The sequence below is a fragment of the Pseudomonas sp. FW305-3-2-15-E-TSA4 genome (assembly GCF_058787295.1).
The window spans coordinates 57,238-79,832 of sequence record NZ_JBYSZP010000020.1 but is presented as its reverse complement, the minus strand read 5'-3'; the positions used below and the strand labels follow the sequence as shown (position 1 = coordinate 79,832).

General features: G+C 61.2%; 18 protein-coding genes. 11 read left to right on the top strand and 7 right to left on the bottom strand.

What is annotated here, in order from left to right:
• Positions 1-3 precede the first annotated feature (3 nt).
• From murD to lpxC, 9 genes are all read left to right on the top strand, one after another.
• Positions 4-1,350, top strand: a complete 1,347-nt coding sequence (gene murD / locus AC3WMV_RS24550) for a UDP-N-acetylmuramoyl-L-alanine--D-glutamate ligase (RefSeq protein ID WP_103369292.1) — start codon at positions 4-6, stop codon at positions 1,348-1,350.
• The gene (gene ftsW / locus AC3WMV_RS24545; protein WP_003228018.1) at positions 1,347-2,564 is read left to right on the top strand and encodes a putative lipid II flippase FtsW; all 1,218 of its coding nucleotides are present in this window, start codon (positions 1,347-1,349) and stop codon (positions 2,562-2,564) included. Before murD ends, ftsW begins: the two co-directional genes overlap by 4 nt.
• Complete coding sequence (gene murG, locus AC3WMV_RS24540) at positions 2,554-3,624, top strand: undecaprenyldiphospho-muramoylpentapeptide beta-N-acetylglucosaminyltransferase (RefSeq protein ID WP_027612180.1); 1,071 nt, start codon at positions 2,554-2,556, stop codon at positions 3,622-3,624. Before ftsW ends, murG begins: the two co-directional genes overlap by 11 nt.
• Positions 3,617-5,077, top strand: a complete 1,461-nt coding sequence (gene murC / locus AC3WMV_RS24535) for a UDP-N-acetylmuramate--L-alanine ligase (protein ID WP_025109285.1) — start codon at positions 3,617-3,619, stop codon at positions 5,075-5,077. Before murG ends, murC begins: the two co-directional genes overlap by 8 nt.
• Positions 5,074-6,048 (top strand): D-alanine--D-alanine ligase, encoded by a 975-nt coding sequence (locus AC3WMV_RS24530; protein ID WP_027612179.1) that lies wholly within the window; start codon positions 5,074-5,076, stop codon positions 6,046-6,048. Before murC ends, AC3WMV_RS24530 begins: the two co-directional genes overlap by 4 nt.
• A gap of 4 nt (positions 6,049-6,052) precedes the next feature.
• A complete protein-coding gene (locus AC3WMV_RS24525) occupies positions 6,053-6,919 on the top strand; it encodes a cell division protein FtsQ/DivIB (protein ID WP_007961636.1) in 867 nt (288 codons plus the stop codon).
• Between the two features lie 15 nt (positions 6,920-6,934).
• A complete protein-coding gene (gene ftsA, locus AC3WMV_RS24520; protein ID WP_003228014.1) occupies positions 6,935-8,194 on the top strand; it encodes a cell division protein FtsA in 1,260 nt (419 codons plus the stop codon).
• 68 nt (positions 8,195-8,262) lie between these two features.
• Positions 8,263-9,459, top strand: a complete 1,197-nt coding sequence (gene ftsZ, locus AC3WMV_RS24515) for a cell division protein FtsZ (protein ID WP_007961637.1) — start codon at positions 8,263-8,265, stop codon at positions 9,457-9,459.
• 112 nt (positions 9,460-9,571) lie between these two features.
• The gene (lpxC, locus tag AC3WMV_RS24510) at positions 9,572-10,483 is read left to right on the top strand and encodes a UDP-3-O-acyl-N-acetylglucosamine deacetylase (protein ID WP_007961638.1); all 912 of its coding nucleotides are present in this window, start codon (positions 9,572-9,574) and stop codon (positions 10,481-10,483) included.
• A gap of 176 nt (positions 10,484-10,659) precedes the next feature.
• On the opposite strand, the gene AC3WMV_RS24505 is transcribed toward lpxC, so the two are convergent.
• The 7 genes from AC3WMV_RS24505 to AC3WMV_RS24475 all read right to left on the bottom strand — a co-directional run bounded on the left by AC3WMV_RS24505 (position 10,660) and on the right by AC3WMV_RS24475 (position 20,652).
• Entirely contained in the window at positions 10,660-12,168 is a 1,509-nt protein-coding gene (locus AC3WMV_RS24505) for a sensor domain-containing diguanylate cyclase (RefSeq protein WP_103369291.1), read from the bottom strand.
• Between the two features lie 162 nt (positions 12,169-12,330).
• Positions 12,331-13,647 carry an OprD family porin gene (locus AC3WMV_RS24500; RefSeq protein WP_097086202.1) on the bottom strand — a complete coding sequence of 439 codons (1,317 nt, stop codon included), beginning with the start codon at positions 13,645-13,647 and terminating at the stop codon, positions 12,331-12,333.
• 197 nt (positions 13,648-13,844) lie between these two features.
• A complete protein-coding gene (locus AC3WMV_RS24495; protein WP_103369290.1) occupies positions 13,845-14,066 on the bottom strand; it encodes a hypothetical protein in 222 nt (73 codons plus the stop codon).
• Between the two features lie 289 nt (positions 14,067-14,355).
• Positions 14,356-15,720, bottom strand: coding sequence for a heavy metal sensor histidine kinase (locus AC3WMV_RS24490; RefSeq protein WP_103369289.1), 1,365 nt, complete (start codon positions 15,718-15,720; stop codon positions 14,356-14,358).
• Positions 15,710-16,387 (bottom strand): heavy metal response regulator transcription factor, encoded by a 678-nt coding sequence (locus AC3WMV_RS24485; protein WP_007916978.1) that lies wholly within the window; start codon positions 16,385-16,387, stop codon positions 15,710-15,712. The genes AC3WMV_RS24490 and AC3WMV_RS24485 overlap by 11 nt, the downstream gene beginning before the upstream one ends.
• A 9-nt stretch (positions 16,388-16,396) precedes the next feature.
• Positions 16,397-19,498: a multidrug efflux RND transporter permease subunit gene (locus tag AC3WMV_RS24480; RefSeq protein ID WP_103369288.1), complete on the bottom strand. Its 3,102-nt coding sequence runs from the start codon at positions 19,496-19,498 to the stop codon at positions 16,397-16,399.
• Positions 19,495-20,652, bottom strand: coding sequence for an efflux RND transporter periplasmic adaptor subunit (locus AC3WMV_RS24475; RefSeq protein WP_103369287.1), 1,158 nt, complete (start codon positions 20,650-20,652; stop codon positions 19,495-19,497). The genes AC3WMV_RS24480 and AC3WMV_RS24475 overlap by 4 nt, the downstream gene beginning before the upstream one ends.
• Positions 20,653-21,623: 971 nt before the next feature.
• On the opposite strand from AC3WMV_RS24475, the gene AC3WMV_RS24470 reads away from it, so the two are divergent.
• Together AC3WMV_RS24470 and AC3WMV_RS24465 are read left to right on the top strand one after the other, a co-directional pair.
• Complete coding sequence (locus AC3WMV_RS24470; RefSeq protein WP_103369286.1) at positions 21,624-21,986, top strand: DUF6124 family protein; 363 nt, start codon at positions 21,624-21,626, stop codon at positions 21,984-21,986.
• A 313-nt stretch (positions 21,987-22,299) separates the two neighbouring features.
• The gene (locus AC3WMV_RS24465; protein ID WP_041071739.1) at positions 22,300-22,539 is read left to right on the top strand and encodes a hypothetical protein; all 240 of its coding nucleotides are present in this window, start codon (positions 22,300-22,302) and stop codon (positions 22,537-22,539) included.
• Positions 22,540-22,595 lie beyond the last annotated feature (56 nt).

Genomic DNA, 22,595 nt, shown 5'->3' with positions numbered 1-22,595 from the left:
CGAGTGTCTCTGATCGCTTCTGACCACTTCCGCATCGTTGTCGGCCTCGGCAAGAGCGGCATGTCCCTGGTTCGCTTCCTGGCGAACCGGGGCGTGTCGTTTGCCGTCGCCGATACGCGGGACAATCCACCGGAACTGGCCACGCTCAAGCGTGACTATCCGCACGTGGAAGTGCGTTGTGGCGAGCTGGACGTCGAATTCCTGTGCCGCGCCGACGAGCTCTACGTGAGCCCCGGCCTGGCGCTGGCGACCCCGGCCCTGCAAGCCGCTGCCGCCCGTGGCGTGAAAATGTCCGGCGATATCGAGCTGTTCGCGCGTAACGCGCGGGCGCCGATCGTGGCCATCACCGGTTCCAACGCGAAAAGCACCGTCACCACTTTGGTCGGCGAGATGGCGGCTGCGGCCGGCAAACGCGTCGCGGTCGGCGGCAACCTCGGTACGCCAGCGCTGGAATTGCTCAGCGATGACGTCGAGCTGTACGTGATGGAACTGTCGAGCTTCCAGCTGGAAACCACCGACCAGCTCAACGCTGAAGTGGCCACCGTGCTGAACATCAGCGAAGACCACATGGACCGCTACAGCGGCCTGCCGGCGTATCACCTGGCCAAGCACCGGATCTTCCGTGGCGCGAAGCAGTTCGTGGTCAATCGTCAGGACGCACTCAGCCGTCCGCTGATCGGCGAGGGTCAGCCATGCTGGACCTTCGGCCTGAACAAACCGGATTTCAAGGCCTTCGGCCTGCGCGAAGAAGACGGCGAGAAATACCTGGCCTTCGAATTCCAGAACCTGATGCCAGTGCGCGAACTAAAAGTGCGCGGCGCGCATAACCAGGCCAATGCCCTCGCGGCACTGGCACTGGGGCATGCGGTCGGCCTGCCGTTCGACGCCATGCTTGATGCCCTGCGTAACTTCACCGGCCTCGAACACCGCTGCCAGTGGCTGCGTGATCTCGACGGCGTCGGTTACTACAACGACTCCAAGGCCACCAACGTCGGCGCCGCACTGGCCGCCATCGAAGGCCTGGGTGCGGATATCGACGGCAAGGTCGTGCTGATCGCCGGTGGCGACGGCAAAGGCGCCGAGTTCAACGACCTGCGTGATCCGGTGGCGGCCAACTGCCGCGCCGTGATCCTGATGGGCCGCGACTCCGACAAGATCGGCGCAGCCATCGGTGACGCCGTGCCACTGATTCGCGCGACCTCGCTGGTCGACGCCGTTGCGCAGTGCCGCGCAGTCGCCCAGCCGGGTGACGTAGTGCTGCTGTCGCCGGCCTGCGCCAGTTTCGACATGTTCAAGAATTACGAAGACCGTGGTCACCAGTTCGTCCGCGCCGTGGAGGATCTGGCATGAGCCTGCGCAATATCATCAAGCCGTACCCGTCGCCGATCATCACCGGCCGTGGCATCGACCTCGACTTCCCGATGCTCGCCGGTTGCCTGGCACTGCTGGGCCTGGGCCTGATCATGATCGCCTCGGCCTCCACTGAAGTGGCGGCGGCGCAGTCGGGCAGCGCGCTGTATTACATGATTCGCCACCTGATCTACGTGGCACTGGGCCTCGGCGCGTGCATCATCACCATGATGATTCCGATTGCCACCTGGCAGCGTCTGGGCTGGATGATGCTGATCGGCGCATTCGGTCTGCTGGTGATGGTGATCGTCCCGGGGATCGGCCGTGAAGTGAACGGGTCGATGCGCTGGATCGGTTTCAGCTTCTTCAACGTTCAGCCGTCCGAGATCGCCAAGGTGTTTGTGGTGATCTACCTCGCCGGTTATTTGGTGCGTCGGCAGAAAGAAGTGCGCGAGAGCTGGATGGGCTTCTTCAAGCCGTTCATCGTGCTGCTGCCGATGGCGGGTCTGTTGCTGATGGAGCCGGACTTCGGTGCCACCGTGGTAATGATGGGGGCTGCGGCGGCGATGCTGTTCCTCGGCGGAGTCGGGCTGTTCCGCTTCTCGCTGATGGTGGTGCTGGCAGTCGGGGCCGTGGTCTTGCTGATTCAGATGCAGCCTTACCGGATGGCGCGTTTGACCAACTTCGCCGACCCGTGGGCCGACCAGTTCGGCGCGGGTTATCAGTTGTCGCAGGCGTTGATTGCCTTCGGTCGCGGTGAGTGGCTGGGCGTTGGCCTGGGCAACAGCGTGCAGAAACAGTTCTACCTGCCTGAAGCGCACACCGACTTCGTGTTCTCCGTACTTGCCGAAGAGCTGGGTGCGGTGGGTTCGCTGTGCACCGTCGCGCTGTTCGTCTTCGTGTGTATTCGCGGCATGTACATCGGTCTGTGGGCCGAAAAAGCCAAGCAGTTCTTCGCCGCTTATGTGGCTTACGGTCTGTCGTTCCTGTGGATCGGTCAGTTCCTGATCAACATCGGGGTGAACGTCGGTCTGCTGCCGACCAAGGGCCTGACCCTGCCGTTCCTCAGTTATGGCGGCAGTTCCCTGGTGATCTGCTGCGCCTGCCTCGGCTTGTTGCTGAGGATCGAGTGGGAGAGTCGAACCCACTTGGGCAGTGAAGAGATGGAGTTCCATGAGAGCGACTTCGCCGAGGAGCCGAATCATGGGCGCTAACGTATTGATCATGGCCGGCGGCACCGGCGGCCACGTGTTCCCGGCGCTGTCCTGTGCCCGCGAATTCCAGGCGCGCGGCTACACCGTGCACTGGCTCGGCACGCCACGCGGAATCGAAAACGAACTGGTGCCGGCTGCAGGTCTGGAACTGCACCGCATCAATGCCACCGGGTTGCGTGGCAAGGGCAAGCTGTCGCTGCTCAAGGCACCGTTCATGTTGCTCAAGTCGGTGTGGCAGGCGCGGGCGGTGATTCGCAAGTTGCGTCCAGTCTGCGTGGTCGGCTTCGGTGGTTATGTGACCGGGCCTGGCGGGATTGCCGCGAAACTGGCCGGTGTGCCGGTGATCGTTCACGAGCAGAACGCCGTGGCCGGCACCGCCAATCGGTTGCTGGTGCCGTTCGCCGCCCGGGTGTGTGAAGCGTTCCCCGACACCTTTACTCTGTCGGACACCCGCCGTACCACCGGAAACCCGGTGCGCAGCGAGCTGTTCCTCGAAACATCGCGACCGGCTCTGGCCGGGCGCAAAGCGCGTTTGCTGATCCTCGGCGGAAGCCTGGGCGCAGAACCGTTGAACAAGTTGCTGCCTGAAGCCCTGGCGCAAGTCCCTGCCGATTTGCGTCCGGAAGTGTTTCATCAGGCCGGCAAAAACCACGATGAAGTGACTGCAGAGCGCTACCGCGCCGCCGGCGTGGATGCGCAGGTGCAGCCGTTCATCAAAGACATGGCCCAGGCCTATGGCTGGGCTGACCTGGTGGTGTGCCGCGCCGGCGCGCTGACCATCAGTGAGCTGGCTGCCGTTGGTCTGCCCTCGATGCTGGTGCCTTTGCCCCACGCGATCGACGATCACCAGACCCGCAACGCCGATTATTTGGCCCGTGAAGGCGCTGCCTTCGTGATGCCGCAAAGAACGACTGGTGCCGCGGACCTTGCCGCGCGCCTGACAGAGGTCTTGATGCAACCGCAACGACTCGAAGAAATGGCCCAAGCGGCCCGCCGTCTGGCCAAACCCGATGCCACCCGTAGCGTGGTCGATACCTGCCTGGAGGTGGCTCATGGTTGAGAATCAGAAAGCCATGCCACAACCGGAAATGCGCCGCATCCGTCGCATCCACTTCGTCGGTATCGGCGGCGTGGGCATGTGCGGGATTGCCGAAGTGTTGTTGAACCTGGGCTATGAAGTGTCCGGTTCCGACCTGAAGGCTTCGCCGGTGACCGAGCGTCTGGAATCGTTCGGTGCGCACATCTATATCGGTCACCGTGCCGAGAACGCCGCTACCGCTGACGTGTTGGTGGTGTCGAGTGCTGTCAACACTTCCAACCCGGAAGTGGCGACCGCTCTTGAGCGCCGCATTCCGGTGGTGCCACGTGCCGAGATGCTCGCCGAGCTGATGCGCTATCGCCACGGCATCGCCGTCGCCGGTACTCATGGCAAAACCACCACCACTAGCCTGATCGCTTCGGTGTTCGCCGCTGGTGGTCTGGACCCGACCTTCGTCATCGGTGGCCGTCTGAATGCCGCGGGCACCAATGCCCAGCTCGGCACCAGCCGCTACCTGATTGCTGAAGCCGACGAAAGCGACGCGAGCTTCCTGCACCTGCAACCGCTGGTGGCCGTGGTCACCAACATCGACGCCGATCACATGGCGACCTACGACGGTGACTTCAACAAGCTGAAGAAAACCTTCGTCGAGTTCCTGCACAACCTGCCGTTCTACGGTTTGGCGGTGATGTGCCTGGACGATCCGGTGGTGCGTGAAATCCTGCCGCTGGTCAAACGTCCGACCGTGACCTACGGCTTCAGCGAAGACGCCGACGTGCGCGCCATCAATGTGCGTCAGCAAGGCATGCAGACTTTCTTCACCGTGCTGCGCCCGGATCGCGAGCCGCTGGACGTATCGGTGAACATGCCGGGCAACCACAACGTGCTCAACTCACTGGCGACCATCTGCATCGCCAGCGACGAAGGCGTCAGCGACGAAGCCATCGTTCAGGGCCTGTCCGGGTTCCAGGGCGTTGGCCGACGCTTCCAGGTCTACGGCGAACTGCCGGTGGACGGCGGCAACGTGATGCTGGTCGACGACTACGGTCACCACCCGACTGAAGTCGCGGCCGTGATCAAAGCCGTGCGCGGTGGCTGGCCGGAGCGCCGTCTGGTGATGGTCTATCAGCCGCACCGTTACAGCCGCACCCGTGACCTGTACGACGATTTCGTCAATGTACTGGCCGATGCCAACGTGCTGTTGCTGATGGAAGTCTATCCGGCGGGCGAAGAGCCGATCCCGGGCGCGGACAGCCGCAAGTTGTGCAACAGCATCCGTCAGCGCGGTCAGCTCGATCCGATCTACATCGAGCGCGGTGTCGACCTCGCGCCGCTGGTCAAACCGCTGCTGCGTGCCGGCGACATCCTGCTGTGCCAGGGCGCCGGGGATATCGGCGGTCTCGCGCCGAAGCTGTTGAAAAGTGAATTGTTCGCCGGCGCCGTGGCTGCGTCGGTCGAGGGGAAGTTGAAATGACTGCTGCCTACGCCAACCTGTTCTCCACCATCGCGCCGAAAGATTTCGGCCGTGTCGCCGTGCTGTTCGGTGGCATGAGTGCCGAGCGTGAGGTTTCGCTGAAATCCGGTAACGCCGTGCTCGACGCGCTGCAAAGCGCTGGCGTGGACGCGTTCGGGATCGACGTCGGCGAGGATTTTCTGCAGCGTCTGCTGAATGAAAAGATCGACCGCGCGTTCATCATTCTCCACGGTCGTGGCGGTGAAGACGGCTCGATGCAGGGCCTGCTCGAATGCGCCGGTATTCCTTACACCGGCAGCGGCATCCTCGCTTCGGCACTGGCGATGGACAAACTGCGCACCAAGCAGGTCTGGCACAGCCTCGGGATTCCGACGCCGCGTCACGCCGTGCTGTGCAGCGAAGCCGATTGTATTTCCGCGGCGACGGAACTGGGCTTCCCTTTGATCGTCAAACCGGCGCATGAAGGTTCAAGTATCGGGATGGCCAAAGTGAGTTCTGCGTCCGAGTTGATCGACGCATGGAAAGCGGCCAGTACCTACGATTCGCAAGTCTTGGTTGAACAATGGATTCAAGGTCCGGAGTTCACCATAGCCACCCTGCGTGACCAGGTGTTGCCTCCTATCGCCCTGGGTACACCGCACACGTTCTACGACTACGACGCCAAGTACATCGCCAACGATACCCAGTACCGCATTCCGTGCGGGCTGGATGCCGCCAAGGAGCAGGAACTCATGGATCTCACGGCCAAGGCCTGTGAGGCGCTGGGTATTGCCGGTTGGGGCAGGGCGGACGTGATGCAGGACGCCGACGGACAGTTCTGGTTCCTGGAAGTGAACACCGCACCGGGCATGACCGATCACAGTCTGGTGCCGATGGCGGCCCGTGCTGCCGGTCTGGACTTCCAGCAACTGGTTCTGGCCATTCTGGCCGCCAGTGTTGAAGGCTCCGGTAACACAGAGGCGCGAGGTTAAGACCATGCAAGGCGCTCATCTCAGACATCAGCCACCCGCACCCGGCCGCAAGCCGGTGCCGCGGGGTGCCAGCCGAATGGTGGCCAAAGAGCCGATGTCCGCGCGCCTGCCGAAAGCCAATTTCGGCTTTCTGAAAAGCCTGTTCTGGCCGGTGCTGCTGGTGGCGCTCGGGTTCGGTACCTACGAAGGCGCGCAGCGTTTGCTGCCGTACGCCGACCGGCCGATCACCAAGATCGCCGTGCAGGGCGACCTGAGCTACATCAGTCAGCAAGCGGTGCAGCAGCGAATCGCCCCGTACGTGGCGTCGAGCTTCTTCACCATTGATCTGGCCAGCATGCGTACCGAGCTTGAGCAGATGCCATGGATCGCCCACGCCGAAGTACGCCGGGTGTGGCCGGACCAGGTGGTGATCCGCCTCGAAGAGCAACTGCCGGTGGCCCGTTGGGGCGACGAGTCGCTGCTCAACAACCAGGGTCAGGCCTTCACGCCAAAGGAGTTGGCGAACTACGAACACCTGCCACAGCTGTTCGGCCCACAACGGGCCCAGCAGCAAGTGATGCAGCAGTATCAGGTGCTGAGCCAGATGCTCCGGCCGCTGGGCTTCTCGATCGCGCGCCTGGAACTGCGTGAACGTGGCAGCTGGTTCCTGACCACCGGTGCCGGCAGCTCCGGCCCCGGCATCGAGTTGCTGCTGGGACGCGGCAACCTGGTGGAAAAGATGCGCCGCTTCATTGCCATCTATGACAAGACGCTTAAAGACCAGATTACGAACATTGCGCGCATCGATCTGCGCTACGCCAACGGCCTCGCTGTTGGCTGGCGGGAACCAGTAGCGCCGACGACAGCCCAACCCGCTGTCGCAAAGAATTAAGAAGAGGCAGGACCCATGGCAAACGTGCAAAGCGGCAAAATGATCGTCGGTCTGGATATCGGCACCTCCAAGGTGGTGGCGCTGGTAGGCGAGGTCGCGGACGACGGCACGCTGGAAATCGTCGGTATCGGTACTCACCCGTCCCGCGGCCTGAAGAAGGGTGTGGTGGTGAACATCGAGTCCACCGTGCAATCGATCCAGCGCGCGATCGAAGAAGCCCAACTGATGGCGGGCTGCCGCATTCACTCGGCTTTCGTCGGCGTGGCCGGCAATCACATCCGCAGCCTGAACTCCCACGGCATCGTGGCGATTCGTGATCGCGAAGTGAGCTCGGCTGACCTGGAGCGCGTACTCGACGCCGCCCAGGCCGTGGCGATCCCGGCTGACCAGCGCGTGCTGCACACCCTGCCGCAGGATTACGTGATCGATAACCAGGAAGGCGTCCGCGAGCCTCTGGGCATGTCTGGCGTCCGTCTGGAAGCCAAGGTTCACGTGGTCACCTGCGCCGTCAATGCTGCCCAGAACATTGAAAAATGCGTGCGTCGCTGCGGTCTGGAAATCGACGACATCATTCTCGAGCAACTGGCCTCGGCTTACTCGGTACTGACCGACGACGAAAAAGAACTGGGCGTGTGCCTGGTCGACATCGGCGGCGGCACCACCGACATCGCGATCTTCACCGAAGGCGCGATCCGCCACACCGCGGTGATCCCGATTGCCGGTGATCAGGTGACCAACGACATCGCCATGGCGTTGCGCACCCCGACCCAGTACGCCGAAGAGATCAAGATCCGCTACGCCTGCGCCCTGGCCAAACTGGCCGGTGCCGGCGAAACCATCAAGGTGCCGAGCGTTGGCGACCGTCCACCGCGCGAACTGTCGCGTCAGGCCCTGGCCGAAGTGGTCGAGCCGCGTTACGACGAACTGTTCACCCTGATCCAGGCCGAACTGCGTCGCAGCGGCTACGAAGACCTGATCCCGGCGGGCATCGTCCTGACCGGCGGTACGTCGAAGATGGAAGGTGCCACCGAACTGGCCGAAGAAATCTTCCACATGCCGGTGCGCCTGGGCGTGCCGCATGGCGTGAAGGGTCTGGATGACGTGGTGCGCAACCCGATTTATTCCACTGGCGTGGGCTTGTTGATGTACGGCCTGCAGAAGCAGTCCGACGGGATCTCGTTCTCGGGCATCGGCAGCCGCGACAGCTACAGCAACGATGAGCCACAGGCGCCGTTGCTGGACCGATTGAAGAAGTGGGTTCAAGGCAACTTCTAAAGCTTTACCGCAACACCGCTACAAAAATGCAGTAGGCGAAAAAACTAGAGAATGTAAGGAGAGGGAAAATGTTCGAACTCGTAGACAACATCCCCGCAAGCCCGGTAATCAAAGTTATCGGTGTTGGCGGTGGCGGCGGCAACGCTGTCAACCACATGGTCAAGAGCAACATCGAAGGCGTCGAATTCATCTGCGCCAACACTGATGCTCAAGCGCTGAAAAACATCGGCGCGCGCACCATCCTGCAACTGGGCACCGGCGTGACCAAAGGTCTGGGCGCTGGCGCCAACCCTGAAGTAGGTCGTCAGGCCGCTCTCGAAGACCGTGAGCGCATTGCCGAAGTCCTGCAGGGCACCAACATGGTGTTCATCACCACTGGCATGGGCGGCGGTACCGGTACCGGTGCTGCGCCGATCATCGCCGAAGTGGCCAAGGAAATGGGCATCCTGACCGTTGCGGTCGTGACCCGTCCGTTCCCGTTCGAAGGCCGCAAGCGTATGCAGATCGCCGACGAAGGCATCCGCATGCTTTCCGAAAGCGTCGACTCGTTGATCACTATCCCCAACGAGAAGCTGCTGACCATCCTCGGTAAAGACGCAAGCCTCTTGTCGGCTTTCGCCAAGGCTGACGACGTACTGGCCGGTGCCGTTCGCGGTATCTCCGACATCATCAAGCGTCCGGGCATGATCAACGTTGACTTCGCCGACGTGCGTACCGTGATGAGCGAAATGGGCATGGCGATGATGGGCACTGGCTGCGCCAGCGGTCCGAACCGTGCACGTGAAGCGACCGAAGCGGCCATCCGCAACCCGCTGCTGGAAGACGTGAACCTGCAAGGTGCACGCGGCATCCTGGTGAACATCACCGCCGGTCCTGACCTGTCCCTGGGTGAGTACTCCGACGTGGGTAGCATCATCGAAGCCTTCGCTTCCGAGCACGCAATGGTCAAGGTCGGTACCGTTATCGATCCGGACATGCGCGACGAACTGCACGTCACCGTGGTTGCCACCGGTCTGGGCGCGAAAATCGAGAAGCCTGTGAAGGTCATCGACAACACCGTTCACACCTCCATGGCTGCCGCTCAGGTTCAACAACCGGCTCCTGCGCGTCAGGAAGCTCCGGCGGTGAACTACCGTGACCTGGACCGTCCGACCGTCATGCGCAACCAGGCTCAGGCCGGTGCTGCGACTGCCGCGAAGATGAACCCGCAGGACGATCTGGATTACCTGGACATCCCGGCATTCCTGCGTCGTCAGGCCGATTGATGGAATGTATCAGGGCTATGACGGTGATTGGTGTTCAGCAAAGGCTCGGTCTGCTATTATCGCCAGCCTTTGTTGATACCAGTTCGCAATTTGCGCTGAAGCGGCCCAAGCCATGATTAAACAACGCACACTGAAAAATATTATCCGTGCCACAGGTGTAGGCCTGCATTCCGGGGAGAAGGTCTACCTGACCCTCAAGCCTGCGCCTGTCGACACTGGCATTGTGTTTTGTCGCGCTGACCTCGACCCTGTGGTGCAGATCCCTGCCCGCGCGGAAAACGTCGGTGAAACCACTATGTCGACGACGCTGATCAACGGCGACGTCAAAGTGGACACGGTAGAGCACTTGCTCTCGGCCATGGCTGGCCTGGGCATCGATAACGCCTACGTCGAGCTCTCCGCGTCCGAAGTCCCGATCATGGATGGCAGCGCTGGACCGTTCGTATTCCTGATTCAATCGGCTGGCCTGGAAGAGCAGGACGCCGCCAAGAAATTCATCCGCATCCTGCGTGAAGTGACAGTGGAAGATGGCGACAAGCGCGCCACTTTCGTCCCTTTCGAAGGGTTCAAGGTGAGCTTCGAGATCGACTTCGATCACCCGGTTTTCCGGGACCGCACCCAAAGTGCAAGCGTGGATTTTTCCAGCACTTCGTTCGTAAAAGAAGTCAGCCGCGCCCGTACTTTCGGTTTCATGAGTGACATCGAGTACCTGCGCAAGCACAACCTCGCACTCGGCGGCAGCGTTGAAAACGCGATCGTGGTGGATTCCGATGGTGTACTGAACGAAGACGGCCTTCGCTACGAAGACGAATTCGTGAAGCACAAGATCCTCGATGCGATTGGCGACCTGTACCTGCTGGGTAACAGCCTGATTGGTGAGTTCAAAGGCTTCAAGTCCGGTCATGCACTGAACAACCAGCTGCTGCGCAAGTTGATTGAGCAGACAGATGCGTGGGAAGTCGTGACGTTCGAAGACGCCAGCACCGCACCAATCTCTTACATGCGCCCGGTTGCGGCAGTGTAAGTAAAAAACCTCTCTAGTTTTTTGAAGGCCATCCTCGGATGGCCTTTTTTTATGCCTTGAATTTGATGTTGCCTGTTCAGGCCTCTTCGCGAGCAAGCCCGCTCCCACATTTTGGAATGCGTTCCCTTGTGGGAGCGAGCTTGCTCGCGAAGAGGCCAGTTCAATCGCCGCAAAAATCAGCCAGCCACTACTATCCGGTTACGCCCACCTTCCTTGGCCTGATACAGCGCCTTGTCCGCTGCAAACAACAACTGCTCCAGCGTCATCTCGCTCGCCGCCGTCCACGTCGAGATGCCAATACTCACCGTCATCGGCCGTTCGGCCCCGTCGACCAACGGCAACTGCTCGACCGCCTGACGAATATGCCCGGCAATCTGCTGTGCACCATGGCCATCGGTTTCGGCGAGTATCACCGAGAACTCTTCGCCACCGTAACGGGCGACCAGATCACCCGGTCGTCGCACGTTCGCGGTGATTACCCTGGCCAGTTCGCGCAGCGCCTGATCACCGGCCTGGTGCCCATGCCGGTCGTTGAAGGCCTTGAAGTGGTCGGCATCGATCATCATCACCGACAGCGGCTTGCCCGAACGCTGGGCGCGGAACCATTCGTGGCGCAGCGACTGATCGAGCATCCGCCGGTTGGCCACGCCGGTCAGCGCATCGGTGGCGGCCAGTTGTGCCAATTCACGTTCGGCGCGCTGGCGCAAACGCAGCTCACGGGCAAGCAGCCAGGTCAGCCACAGCAGCCCGGCGCACAGCACGCCGGTGGCGCCGCTGATCAACAGCGCGGTGCGGCGCCAGGTGCCGAACACCTCATCACTGGAGAGCGCGACCATCACCGTCAACGGCAGATTGCCAACCCGCGAATAGGTGTAGAGCCGTTGCTGATGATCCATGCTCGAAGTGCTGGTGAAACTGCCACTGCCGTCCTTGTCGCCTAGAATCCGCACCACGTTGGGCCGGTTGCCGAAACTCTTGCCGATGGAGTCGCTTTGCAGATAAGGCTTCTGCGCCAGCAGCACGCCGTCGCTGTTGATGATGTTCAGCGTGCTGTCTTTGCCGATATCGAGGCTGTTGAACAACTGATCGAAGTAGTCGAGTTTCATCGAGGCCACGGCCACGCCGGCGAATTCGCCGGTGTCCGAGGAAATCCGCCGACTGAAGCTGATGCGCCATTGATTGGCTTCGTCGCAATCGCAGCGGGTTTTGAACGGGCGGCTGATGAACATGCCGGTATCGCGGTTGAAGGCGTGGGCGAGGAAATAATCGCGGTCGGCGAAGTTGCCCGGTTTGGGTTCGATGCGTGATGAGTCGGCGACCACATCGCCGTGCTTGTCGAGCAGCAGGATGTCGCCCTTGAAGCGCGCGGTGGTCGAGCGGTCGAACAGTGCCAGATGGCGGATCTGCGGGGTGACGTCGCGCAGGTCGTCGCGTTGAGCGGCGGCGATCAGGCCTTGCAAGGTCAGGTCGTACAGCTCGACCGTGCGCAGGACGTCGGCGTCGATCAACTGGGCGATGGTGGTGGCGCTGCGGGTGGCCGATTCCTGAGCGTTGGCGTGCTCACGAATCAGCAGAAAAGTGACGATGCACAGAATCGCGATCACGGTCAGCGAACTGCCGCAGATCAGCAGCAATTCGGGGCGTCCGGTCTTGCCCGCCAGAGGTGGGGTACGGCTCGCGATCATGATGGGGGCTGTCGGTTGGGGTAAGACTTATAAGAGTAGTTGCACAAACACTGCTGGGGATAACACTAAAACAGATCTACTGTGGCGAGGGGATAAATCCCCTCGCCACAAAATCTATTCCATTCAAAAAAAGGATCAGTTGTTACTGAGCTAGAGGGGATCTTAGAAGACGTTGATCGGGTAGTCGACAATCACCCGGTATTCATCGGTGTCCGTATCAATCGCGCCGTAACCGTTGCCACCCCGGTTGGTCGCCCATTGCAGGCGTACCGCGAGGTCTTTTGCCTGACCGCTCTGCACCACGTATTTCAGATCGAGGTCGCGTTCCCAGTGCTTGGCGTTGCGACCGTCAGCGCTGTACCACGAGGCATAGCCTTTGCTGCCCGGATCGACCTTGGTCAAGTCCACGGTGCCGCGCGAATAGGAAACTGCCGAAGTCAGGCCTGGCACACCGAGACCGGCGAAGTCATAGGCGTACTTGAGCTTCCACGAGCGCTCGTTCGGGCCGTTGAAGTCCGAGTACTGTTGCGAGTTGTCGAGGTAAACGCTGTCGCCCTGGCTGATGTAGTCGAACGGCGTGTTGCCGTTCACGCGCTGGTACGCAGCGGTGACGCTGTGGTTGCCGATGCCGACGGTGAAATGCAGGCTGTAGGTGTTGTTGTCGATGTTACCCAGCAGCGCGTCGCCGGTGTCCTGCGTGTGATAGAAGTGCAGGCCCGGGTTGAGGCTGACCAGATCGTTCAACTGCCAGGTGTAATCCAGGTCGTAGTAGTACTGGTTCCAGATGTCCTTCAGCTCGGCGGCGTACAGATTGCTGGTCAGGCCTTCGACGCCGCTCCAGGACACGCCGGCCCAGTTCAGGTGTCGGCTTTCGTCGCCCTCGGCGAGTTTGCCGTAGGACGTGCCGATGCGCTGGCGACCGCTCTGATTGTACGGCTTGGTGAAACTGGCCTGGCCACCTTCGAACATCCAGCCGTCGAAGCTGTGGTTGGTCAGACTCACGCCACGAAAGGTCTGCGGCAGCATGCGCGAATCACCGCCGGCAATCACCGGGTTGGTGAGGAACAGGTCACCGGCCTTCAGCTCGGTATCGAAGGCGCGCATCTTCAACGTGCCGCCCGCGGTCGAGAACGAGCCCGGCGCTTTGCCGTTGCCATCGCTGATCGGCAGGATGCTCGAACCATCGGTACCGCCACCGCCGTCGAGCTTCAGCCCGAGCATGGCGTGGGCGTCGATGCCGAAGCCGACCGTGCCTTCGGTGTAACCCGACTGGAAGATCCCGAGAAAACCCTGGCCCCACTCGATGTTGTCGTCCGTCTGCTGCAGACGGTTGCGATTCATGTAGTAGTTGCGGGCGTTGAGGTTGAGGCTCGAGCCTTCGATGAAGCCTTGTTTGGCGGCTTCGTCGGCGTGAGCGGCGGGGGCAATCGTTGCGGCAATTGCAATGAACAGCGGGGTGAAACTGACTGGGTAACGCACTTGCGACGGAGCTCCTTGGGTCAACTGACACCTCAATGTCTTGAGGTGCGGGATGTTTCTTGTTTTTTACAGACGAACCAAACGGCTTTCAGACCACAACGAAAAAAGGCCGCTGAAAGGCAGCGGCCTGGAAGGACGACGGTTGAACGGGAAGAGCCAAACAACCGCGTCGAGGGAAATGTTTCGCGGTGCGCGACTCAGCTGTCTTTCTCGGCCGCTTGAGCCTGGGAAGTGGCGGCTTGATGGGCTTGCGAGGCGTCCTGCGACTTGGCCATCACTTCTGCCTGAGATTGTTCGAAGGCGTGAGCGCGAGCGGCATTCTGCGCTACGAACGCTTGCGATTCTTCAGCCATCGCCATCGGCGACAGGATCAATGAGGACAAAACGAAAGCGCTGGCAATACCCATACTGTTGGACATCTTGAAAACCTTCTTGCTTGGCAAGTGCTGTTTGGTGCGGGCAAAGATAAGGTTGCCGGGCGTTGGGAAACAGCGTGATTTTCATAAATGACTGTTACAGCACAAGCAAAGATCAACCGCGGGTTGACTCCATTCCCTGTGGCGAGGGGATTCATCCCCGATGGGCTGCGAAGCAGCCCTCAATCCTTTGTACTGGTTGTGTCAGGAAGATCGCGATCGCTGGATTTTGGGGTCGCTTCGCAACCCATCGGGGATGAATCCCCTCGCCACAGGGGACTTTAATCAGCAATTAAACGGGGAGGTGGATGCCGAAAGTATTCATCCCCCGATCACTGCGCACAAACACATCCCCACCATGCATCAGCGCAATCGCCTTGACGATCGCCAGCCCCAACCCATGGTTATTGCCACTGTTGCTGCGTGATGCATCCACCCGATAAAAGCGCTCGAACAAGCGCGGCAAGTGCTCGCTGGCAATCGGCGATCCCGGGTTGGCCACACCAATGCTGACCTGATGGTCTTCAACCTCGATCCGCACCTCGATCACCTTGCCCGGCTCGGTGTGCTGCACGGCGTTGCTCAGCAGGTTGATCAGCGCCCGACGCAGATGCGCGATCTCGATCCGCACCTGCGCATCGCCACTGACGTGCACCTGCACTTGCGCGTCTTCGAGGATGAAATCCAGGTACTCGAGCGTGGTCGCGACTTCATCGGCCAAAGAAGTCTCGGTCAGTTTGGTGGCCTTGCTGCCCTGGTCGGCGCTGGCCAGAAACAGCATGTCGTTGATGATCGAACGCAGGCGTTCCAGCTCTTCGAGGTTCGATTGCAGCACTTCGAAGTAATGCTCGGCGGAGCGCCCGCGGGTCAGCGCGACCTGGGTCTGGCCGATCAGGTTGGTCAGTGGCGAGCGCAGTTCATGGGCGACGTCGGCGTTGAACGATTCCAGGCGCGAATAGGCCTGTTCGACCCGCTCCAGGGTTGAGTTGAACGAGTCGACAAACTGCTCCAGCTCCGGCGGCAAGGGCGACATGCGCAGGCGTCCGGCCCGTAGTGGCGGTGCCAGGCGCTGGGCTTCCTGAGACAGTTTGATCAGCGGCTTGAGACCGATCCGCGCCACCCAATAACCCAGCGCCGAGGCCAGCAGCACGCCGACAATGGCCAGGCTGACCAAGGCGATCAGCAGGCTGTGCTGAGTCTCGTGGAAAGTCTCGGTATCGATGCCGATCATGAAGCGCAGCGGCGGGCGTTGATCCTTGGCGGGTAACTCGGTCAGCAGCACTTTCAGCGGATAAGGATGCTCGGGCAACTGCAGGTCATGCATGCCGGTTGGGCGTTTGGCGAAGGCGCGGATTTGCGCGTCCGGCGCGCCGTACTCGTAACCGGGATCACCGCTGACCACCCAGAAACGAATGCGCTTGTCTTCCTCGCCGAGCAGCTTGAGCTTGGCGTTGATCTTCACCCAATGCTCAGGCGTGCCATAACGATTGAGCGCCGACTCCAGTACGCTGTAACGCGCATCCAGCTCGGCTTCCGGCAGCAGACCAAGGCCCTTGTCGACCTGCTGATACAGCGCGCCGCCGATCAACAGAAACACCAGCAGCGCCACCAGCGTAAACATCCCGCTCAAACGCAGGGCAATCGAATTACTGGACACCACGGCTCTCCAGCACATAACCCATGCCACGAATCGTGTGCAGCAGTTTCTCGTCGAACGGCCCGTCGAGCTTGGCTCGCAGACGCTTGATCGCGACTTCGACGACATTCGCGTCGCTGTCGAAATTGATGTCCCAGACCATCTCGGCAATCGCGGTTTTCGAGAGGATTTCACCTTGCCGGCGCGCCAGAACACTGAGCAGCGAGAACTCTTTCGCCGTCAGATCCAGCCGCGTCCCGGCGCGGGTGGCCTTGCGGCTGATCAGATCGATCCACAGGTCGGCGATGCTCACTTGCACTGGTTCATGGCCACCGCTGCGCCGGGTCAGCGCTTGCAGGCGGGCTACCAGTTCAAGGAAGGAAAACGGCTTGCCGAGGTAATCGTCGGCGCCGTCACGCAGACCCTTGATCCGGTCTTCGACGCGCTCGCGGGCGGTGAGCATGATCACCGGGGTCTGCTTGCGTGCACGCAATGCGCGCAGCACGCCGAAGCCATCCAGGCCCGGCAGCATGACGTCGAGGACGATCACCGCGTAGTCGCTTTCCAGCGCCAGGTGCAGGCCTTCGACGCCGTCGCGGGCCAGATCCACGGTGTAACCCTGTTCCGTCAGACCGCGGTGCAGATAGTCCGCGGTTTTTTCCTCGTCTTCGATAATCAGAACGCGCATGACCCTGCCTCAGTCTGTGGTCGCCAGTGCCGTCGTGGGCATTGGTTTGGGCCTGTGGAAAAGCCGCTCAAGCCACAAGTATATGACCGGCGTGGTAAACAGCGTCAGCATCTGGCTGACCAGCAAGCCGCCCACCACCGCGATCCCCAGCGGCTGGCGCAGTTCCGCGCCGGTGCCGTAACCGAGCATCAGCGGCAACGCGCCGAGCAGCGCGGCGAGGGTGGTCATGATGATCGGCCGGAACCGCGTCAGGCACGCTTCGAAAATCGCATCCTGCGGCGCCAGTCCGCGATTGCGCTGGGCTTCCAGGGCAAAGTCGATCATCAGGATGCCGTTCTTCTTGACGATACCGATCAGCAACACCAGCCCGATCAACGCCATGATCGAAAAATCCTGACCGCAGATCCACAGCATGATCACCGCCCCGAGACCGGCCGCCGGCAGGGTCGAGATGATCGTCAGCGGATGCACGAAACTCTCGTAGAGCACGCCGAGAATGATGTACACCGCCACCAGCGCCGCGAGAATCAGCCACGGCTGACTGGCCAGCGAACTCTGGAACGCCTGCGCCGCGCCCTGGAAATTGCCGCTGATCGCGGTGGGCATGCCAATCTCGGCCTTGGCCTGATTGAGCAGGATCACCGCGTCGCCCAACGCCACGCCGGGCGCCAGGTTGAACGACAGGTTGGCGGCCGGGAACATGCCGTCATGGGCAATCGACAGCGGGCCGATGGTCGGCGCATCGAATTTGGCCAGCGCCGACAGCGGCACCATCTCGCCACTCAGCGGCGAGCGCAGGTAGAAATAGTTGAGGCTTTCGGCCTTGCCGCGTTGTTTGGTGTCCAGCTCCAGAATCACGTTGTACTGATTGACTTGAGTCTGGAATTCGTTGATCTGCCGCTGGCCAAAGGCGTCGTACAGCGCCTCATCGACATCGCTGGCGGTCAGGCCGAAACGTGCGGCAGCGCTACGGTCGATGCTGATGTGGGTGATGCTGCCGCCCAGTTGCAGGTCGTTGGAAATATCGCGGAACGCCGGGTTGCTGCGCAGTTTTTCCGTGAGGCGTTGCGTCCATGTGGCGAGGGTCGCGCCGTCGTTGCTCTTGAGCACGTATTGATACTGCGCGCGGCTCGGGCCGGAGCTGAGGTTGATGTCCTGGCCGGCGCGCAGGTACAGGACGATGCCCGGGACTTTCATCAGTTGTGGACGAATGCGGTCGATGAACTGGCTGGCCGAGACGTCGCGGTCACCGCGTTTTTTCAGGGCGATCCAGAAGCGCCCATTGGCGATGGTCTGGTTGCTGCCGGACACCCCCACCGAGTGCGAGAACGCCTGAACGGCCGGATCGGCGGCGACGATTTCGGCCATCGCCAAGTGTTTTTTCACCATGTCGCCGTAGGAAATATCCGCAGCGGCTTCGGTGGTGCCGAGGACGAAACCGGTGTCCTGCACCGGGAAAAAACCCTTGGGGATAAAGATGTAACCGGCAATCGCCAGTCCCAGCGACAGGCCGAATACGCCAATCATCAACTTCTGGTGGGCGAGGGCGCGACGCAGACCTTTTTCGTACCAGGCCAGCAAGCGCTCGCTGAAGCCCGGTTTGTCGTGGGCGTGGTGCACCGGTTTGCGCATGAACAGCGCTGCCAGCGTCGGCGCGAGGGTCAGCGACACCACCACCGAAATCAAGATGGTCGAGGTCGCGGTCAGGGCGAATTCCTTGAACAGCCGCCCGACCACACCGCCCATGAACAGCAGAGGAATGAACGCCGCCACCAGCGAGAAACTGATCGAAACCACGGTGAAGCCGATCTCGCCGGCACCTTTGACCGCCGCTTCGCGCATGCTGTCGCCGGCCTCCAGATGCCGGTGGATGTTCTCCACCACCACAATCGCATCGTCCACGACAAACCCGACCGCGACGACGATCGCCACCAGCGTCAGGTTGTTCAGGCTGAATCCCAGCAGGTACATCAGGGCGAAACTGGCGGTCAGCGATACACCGAGCACCGCCGACACAATCATCGTCGCCGACAACTGCCGCAGGAACAGCGCCATCACCGCCACCACCAGCAGGATCGCGATCAACAGGGTGATCTCGACTTCATGCAGCGAGGCGCGGATGGTCTGGGTGCGGTCGATCAGGGTTTTCACCTGCACCGAGGCCGGGAGCATGGCTTCGAGGCCGGGCAGGGCGGCTTGAATGCGGTCGACGGTTTCGACGATGTTCGCGCCGGGCTGGCGCGAGATCACCAGGTTCACCCCGGGTTGATCACCGGCCCAGGCTTGCACGTAGGCATCTTCCGAACCGTTGACGACTTTGGCGACATCCCGCAGGTGAACCGGGGCGCCGTCCTTGTAGGAAACGATGAGTTGGCTGTAGTCCTCGGGTTTGAACAACTGGTCGTTGGTCGACAGTGTCGAGATGCTCGATTCGCCGTACAACGCACCTTTGGCGAGGTTGAGGCTGGTCTGCTGGATCGCCAGACGAATGTCGGCCAGGGTCAGGCCGATGGCCGCCAGTTTGTCGGCCGAGGCTTGCACGCGGATCGCCGGACGTTGCTGACCGGTGATGTTGATTTGTCCTACGCCGTCGATCTGACTGATCTGACGCGAGAGCAGGGTTTCCACCAGGTCGCTGAGTTCGGTGCCGGGCATTTGCGTCGAGCTGACGCTTAAGATCAGCACCGGGCTGTCGGCCGGGTTGACCTTCTTCCAGGTCGGCAGGGTCGGCATGTCCTTGGGCAGCTTGCCGGCGGCGGTATTGATCGCGGCCTGGACTTCCTGAGCGGCGGTATCGATGCTCTTGTCGAGGGTGAATTGCAGGGTCAGCAGGCTGGAGCCGAGCGCGCTGCTGGAGGTCATCTGGGTCATGCCGGGGATGGCGCTGAATTGCACCTCCAACGGCGTGGCCACGGACGAAGCCATGGTGTCGGGGCTGGCGCCGGGCAACTGCGCCGAGACCTGAATTGTCGGAAATTCCGCTTCCGGCAGTGGGGCAATCGGCAGGCGCGGGAAGGCAATTACGCCGACCAGCACCAAAGCGATGGTCAACAGAATCGTCGCGACCGGGTGATCGATGCACCAGGTGGAGACGCCTTTGTGCGCCTTCATGGTTTCGGCTCCGCTTGCACTACCTGTGGCGGTTCACTCATGACCTGCACGGTCGAGCCGGGTTTGAGCCGCGACTGGCCGTCCGTCACCAGCACGTCACCGGCCTTCACGCCTTTGATGATGTCCTGCCCGCTGCCCTGATAAACCATCTGCACTTGTACGGCTTCGACCTTGTCGCCATTCACGCGATAGACGAAGTGTTGATCGAGACCGCGCTGTACGACGGTGGGCGGCACCACCAGCGCATTCTTATCCAGTGCCGTCTGAATTTTTACCGTCACCAGCAGGCCCGGCCAGAGCTTCTGGCTGGCGTTGTCGAATTCAGCCTTGGCGCGGATGGTGCCGGTGTTGGCGTTGATCTGGTTGTCGATCAGGGTCAGGTGACCTTCGCCGAGCAGGTTGCCGGTTTCGCCGTCGGTATCAGCGCCGATGTAGGCCTTGACCTGTGCGTGCTGCGGATCGTTGATCAGGCCTTGCAGGGTCGGCAGCATTTGTTGCGGCAGGGAGAATTCCACGGCGATCGGGTCGATCTGGGTCACGGTGAACAGGCCGGCGGTGTCGGTCATGCGCAGGAAGTTGCCTTCGTCGACGGTGCGAATACCGACGCGGCCGGTGACCGGGGAGCGGATCTGCGTGTAGGAAAGTTGTACTTGCGCCGCGTCGATTGCGGCCTGGTTGCCTTGGGCGGTGGCCTTCAACTGGTTGACCAGTGCTTGTTGCTGGTCGTAGGTCTGTTTGGAGACGCCGTCGTCGACGCTGAGCAGTTTGTAGCGTTTGAGGTTGACCAGGGCGACTTGCAGTTGCGCCTGGCTTTCGCCCAGTTGTGCGCGGGCCTGGTCGAGGCTGGCGCGGATCGAGCGGTCGTCGATGGTGGCGAGCAGGTCGCCTGCTTTGACGAGTTGGCCTTCCTTGACGAGGATTTTGGTGAGGATGCCGTCGACTTGTGGGCGTACTACGACGCTGTGTAATGAGAGTACGGAGCCGATGCCGGTGGTGTAGCGGGGGACGTCTTTTTCGCTGACGGTGACGACGCGGACCGGGATGGCGGTTGGGGTGGCCAGTTTGGTCGGGGCGGGTTTCAGTGCCCACCATGTGCCTGCGGCGGCCAGGGCGATCACTAGGGCTAGCAGGGCTTGGTTTTTTTTGATTCGCATGCGGGGTGGGCGCCGGACGGAGTTTGGGCAGGGTTGTTGTCTTTATAAACCTGTCTGCAGGTCAGTAGGGTGACGGCTGGCTGTCAGCGCTGTCAGTTTCGCCGGGGTGTATATCCGTTTCTGCGGGTGTGGCTGATTACGGTTTCGCCCTTACGGCGAGTCACTTTTTCCAGACGCCGAAAAAGTAACCAAAAAGGCTTGCTCCTGCGTTCGGCCCGCTCGCTGGGGCTCGGGGTCCCTTCGCTTCGGGATCGATCCGGGCGCAGCGCCTCCGGTTTGCTTCGCTGCACCTCCTCTCGCTGTGTTTGGCTTCGCCAAACGGTCGCTACGCTCCCACCCCCGGATCAATCCCTCCACTCAGCCTTCCGATGTCGCCCGTGGATCAAGATCAAGATCAAGAGCGACAGCCGAGCTTGCGCTCATCCTGGAGTGGGGCGGCATGCGCCGCGTGCGGGTTGTACTTATCTTCCCTGTAGGAGCTGCCGTAGGCTGCGATCTTTTGATCTTGCTTTTGCTCTTTTGTGGGAGCTGGCTTGCCAGCGATGGCGGCCTGGTAGCCGACCAATCTCTGGCAGGTGTACTCGGTCCACCTGTGGGAGCGGGCTTGCTCGCGAAGAGGTCTGTCCAGTCAGCCGATTACGTTGAACTGTTTAATTCTGTGCCAAATAACCAGAACCTTCCCACAAGGTTTTCAGGTTGTCCGTCGGAAGCGCGGTCTCTAGTCTTTTGTTGTCGCTGCAAATTCAGCGATCGGGTGTGGAAACCCGATTCAAGTAGAAACAATGCACCAGCACCGTAATCGTTGCCGACGTCTTTTTTCGTCTGCAAACTGCGTCGCGGCGGCTGTGCGTGGGCAGACTTCGGTCTGGCCGGTTGCCTACTTATCGGTTTTCCACCCCGCGCACAGTTGCCACCTTTTGTCGTGTGGAAACGACAAAGGCTGGCTCCCAAAATACAAGTAGGAGCTACCCATGGATAAACTGATTCCAGACCCACCCCCCGAAACCACAACCCCGCTCGCCGAAGCCATCCGCGCAGAAGACCTCGCCCAAAACCGCGAAGCCATCAAACGTGCGCTCGATTTCTACCTCAGTCCGCAACCCGTCCAGCCGCGACAGCCAAGCACCATGTTTCTGGTCAACCCAGGCATCGACACCGAAACCCTGCTCGCCCACGCTTACGAATCGTTGGCTTCTGCCAGTGCCATGGCCAGTAACTTCGCCAATGAACTCGGCGGCCCGCAACGCAGCACGGCGCTGGCGATCCAGCAGATCGTCATGCTCGCCGAACTGGCGGTGAACCGGGCGCTGGATAGGGTTGATCCACGCACTTGATCCGTCCGAGCACCGCGTCATCGTTCATCGCGAGCAGGCTCGCTCCCACAGGTTGAAACACAGTCCACCTGTGGGAGCGAGCCTGCTCGCGAAGACGTCTTTGCGGGCGACGCACCTCTGCCGGCTATTGTTGTTAACCGGTCCCAAAAAGGGACCGATCATTCCCAATTTGGGAAACATTGCACCATCATCTACATCCGAACCGTTCGGCGTACGCTGCAAATCTTCAGGTGCCGAGTCCGGGCGCGCAGGTATACTGCGCGCCTTCGCGGCTCACTGTTCGGGCCCGACTTTTTTGCTTTGCGGAGCTTTTATGACTTCCCCGACCCAACCGCCGGTTGACGACGCCGTAAGCGATGTCCCGGCCGAGCTGACTGACGCCAGCGAAACCAAACCCGAGATTCCGGCTTTCAAGTTCCCGTTCAAACCGGGTGAACTGGCGGCGGCCAAGGGTTCGAATCAGCCGTGGTACAAGAACGGCGCCAAGAACGGCCACACCAAGACCCCGGGCATGGCGCCGCCGGGCACCCGTCGCTCGATGGGCAAGCGCTGAGTTTTATCCCGCCTTCAGCCATCGACTGCGATTTTCGGTCGCAGTGATGGCTAAGT

Excerpts from the sequence above, each read along its gene's own strand:
- AC3WMV_RS24485 (WP_007916978.1), bottom strand. The coding sequence starts at position 16,387 with ATGCGCGTTCTGATTATCGAAGACGAGGAAAAAACCGCGGACTATCTG.
- AC3WMV_RS24465 (WP_041071739.1), top strand. The coding sequence starts at position 22,300 with ATGACTTCCCCGACCCAACCGCCGGTTGACGACGCCGTAAGCGATGTC.
- AC3WMV_RS24475 (WP_103369287.1), bottom strand. The coding sequence starts at position 20,652 with ATGCGAATCAAAAAAAACCAAGCCCTGCTAGCCCTAGTGATCGCCCTG.
- AC3WMV_RS24480 (WP_103369288.1), bottom strand. The coding sequence starts at position 19,498 with ATGAAGGCGCACAAAGGCGTCTCCACCTGGTGCATCGATCACCCGGTC.
- AC3WMV_RS24470 (WP_103369286.1), top strand. The coding sequence starts at position 21,624 with ATGGATAAACTGATTCCAGACCCACCCCCCGAAACCACAACCCCGCTC.
- AC3WMV_RS24530 (WP_027612179.1), top strand. The coding sequence starts at position 5,074 with ATGACTGCTGCCTACGCCAACCTGTTCTCCACCATCGCGCCGAAAGAT.
- lpxC (WP_007961638.1), top strand. The coding sequence starts at position 9,572 with ATGATTAAACAACGCACACTGAAAAATATTATCCGTGCCACAGGTGTA.
- ftsW (WP_003228018.1), top strand. The coding sequence starts at position 1,347 with ATGAGCCTGCGCAATATCATCAAGCCGTACCCGTCGCCGATCATCACC.
- AC3WMV_RS24505 (WP_103369291.1), bottom strand. The coding sequence starts at position 12,168 with ATGATCGCGAGCCGTACCCCACCTCTGGCGGGCAAGACCGGACGCCCC.
- murC (WP_025109285.1), top strand. The coding sequence starts at position 3,617 with ATGGTTGAGAATCAGAAAGCCATGCCACAACCGGAAATGCGCCGCATC.
- AC3WMV_RS24525 (WP_007961636.1), top strand. The coding sequence starts at position 6,053 with ATGCAAGGCGCTCATCTCAGACATCAGCCACCCGCACCCGGCCGCAAG.
- murG (WP_027612180.1), top strand. The coding sequence starts at position 2,554 with ATGGGCGCTAACGTATTGATCATGGCCGGCGGCACCGGCGGCCACGTG.
- ftsZ (WP_007961637.1), top strand. The coding sequence starts at position 8,263 with ATGTTCGAACTCGTAGACAACATCCCCGCAAGCCCGGTAATCAAAGTT.
- ftsA (WP_003228014.1), top strand. The coding sequence starts at position 6,935 with ATGGCAAACGTGCAAAGCGGCAAAATGATCGTCGGTCTGGATATCGGC.
- AC3WMV_RS24495 (WP_103369290.1), bottom strand. The coding sequence starts at position 14,066 with ATGTCCAACAGTATGGGTATTGCCAGCGCTTTCGTTTTGTCCTCATTG.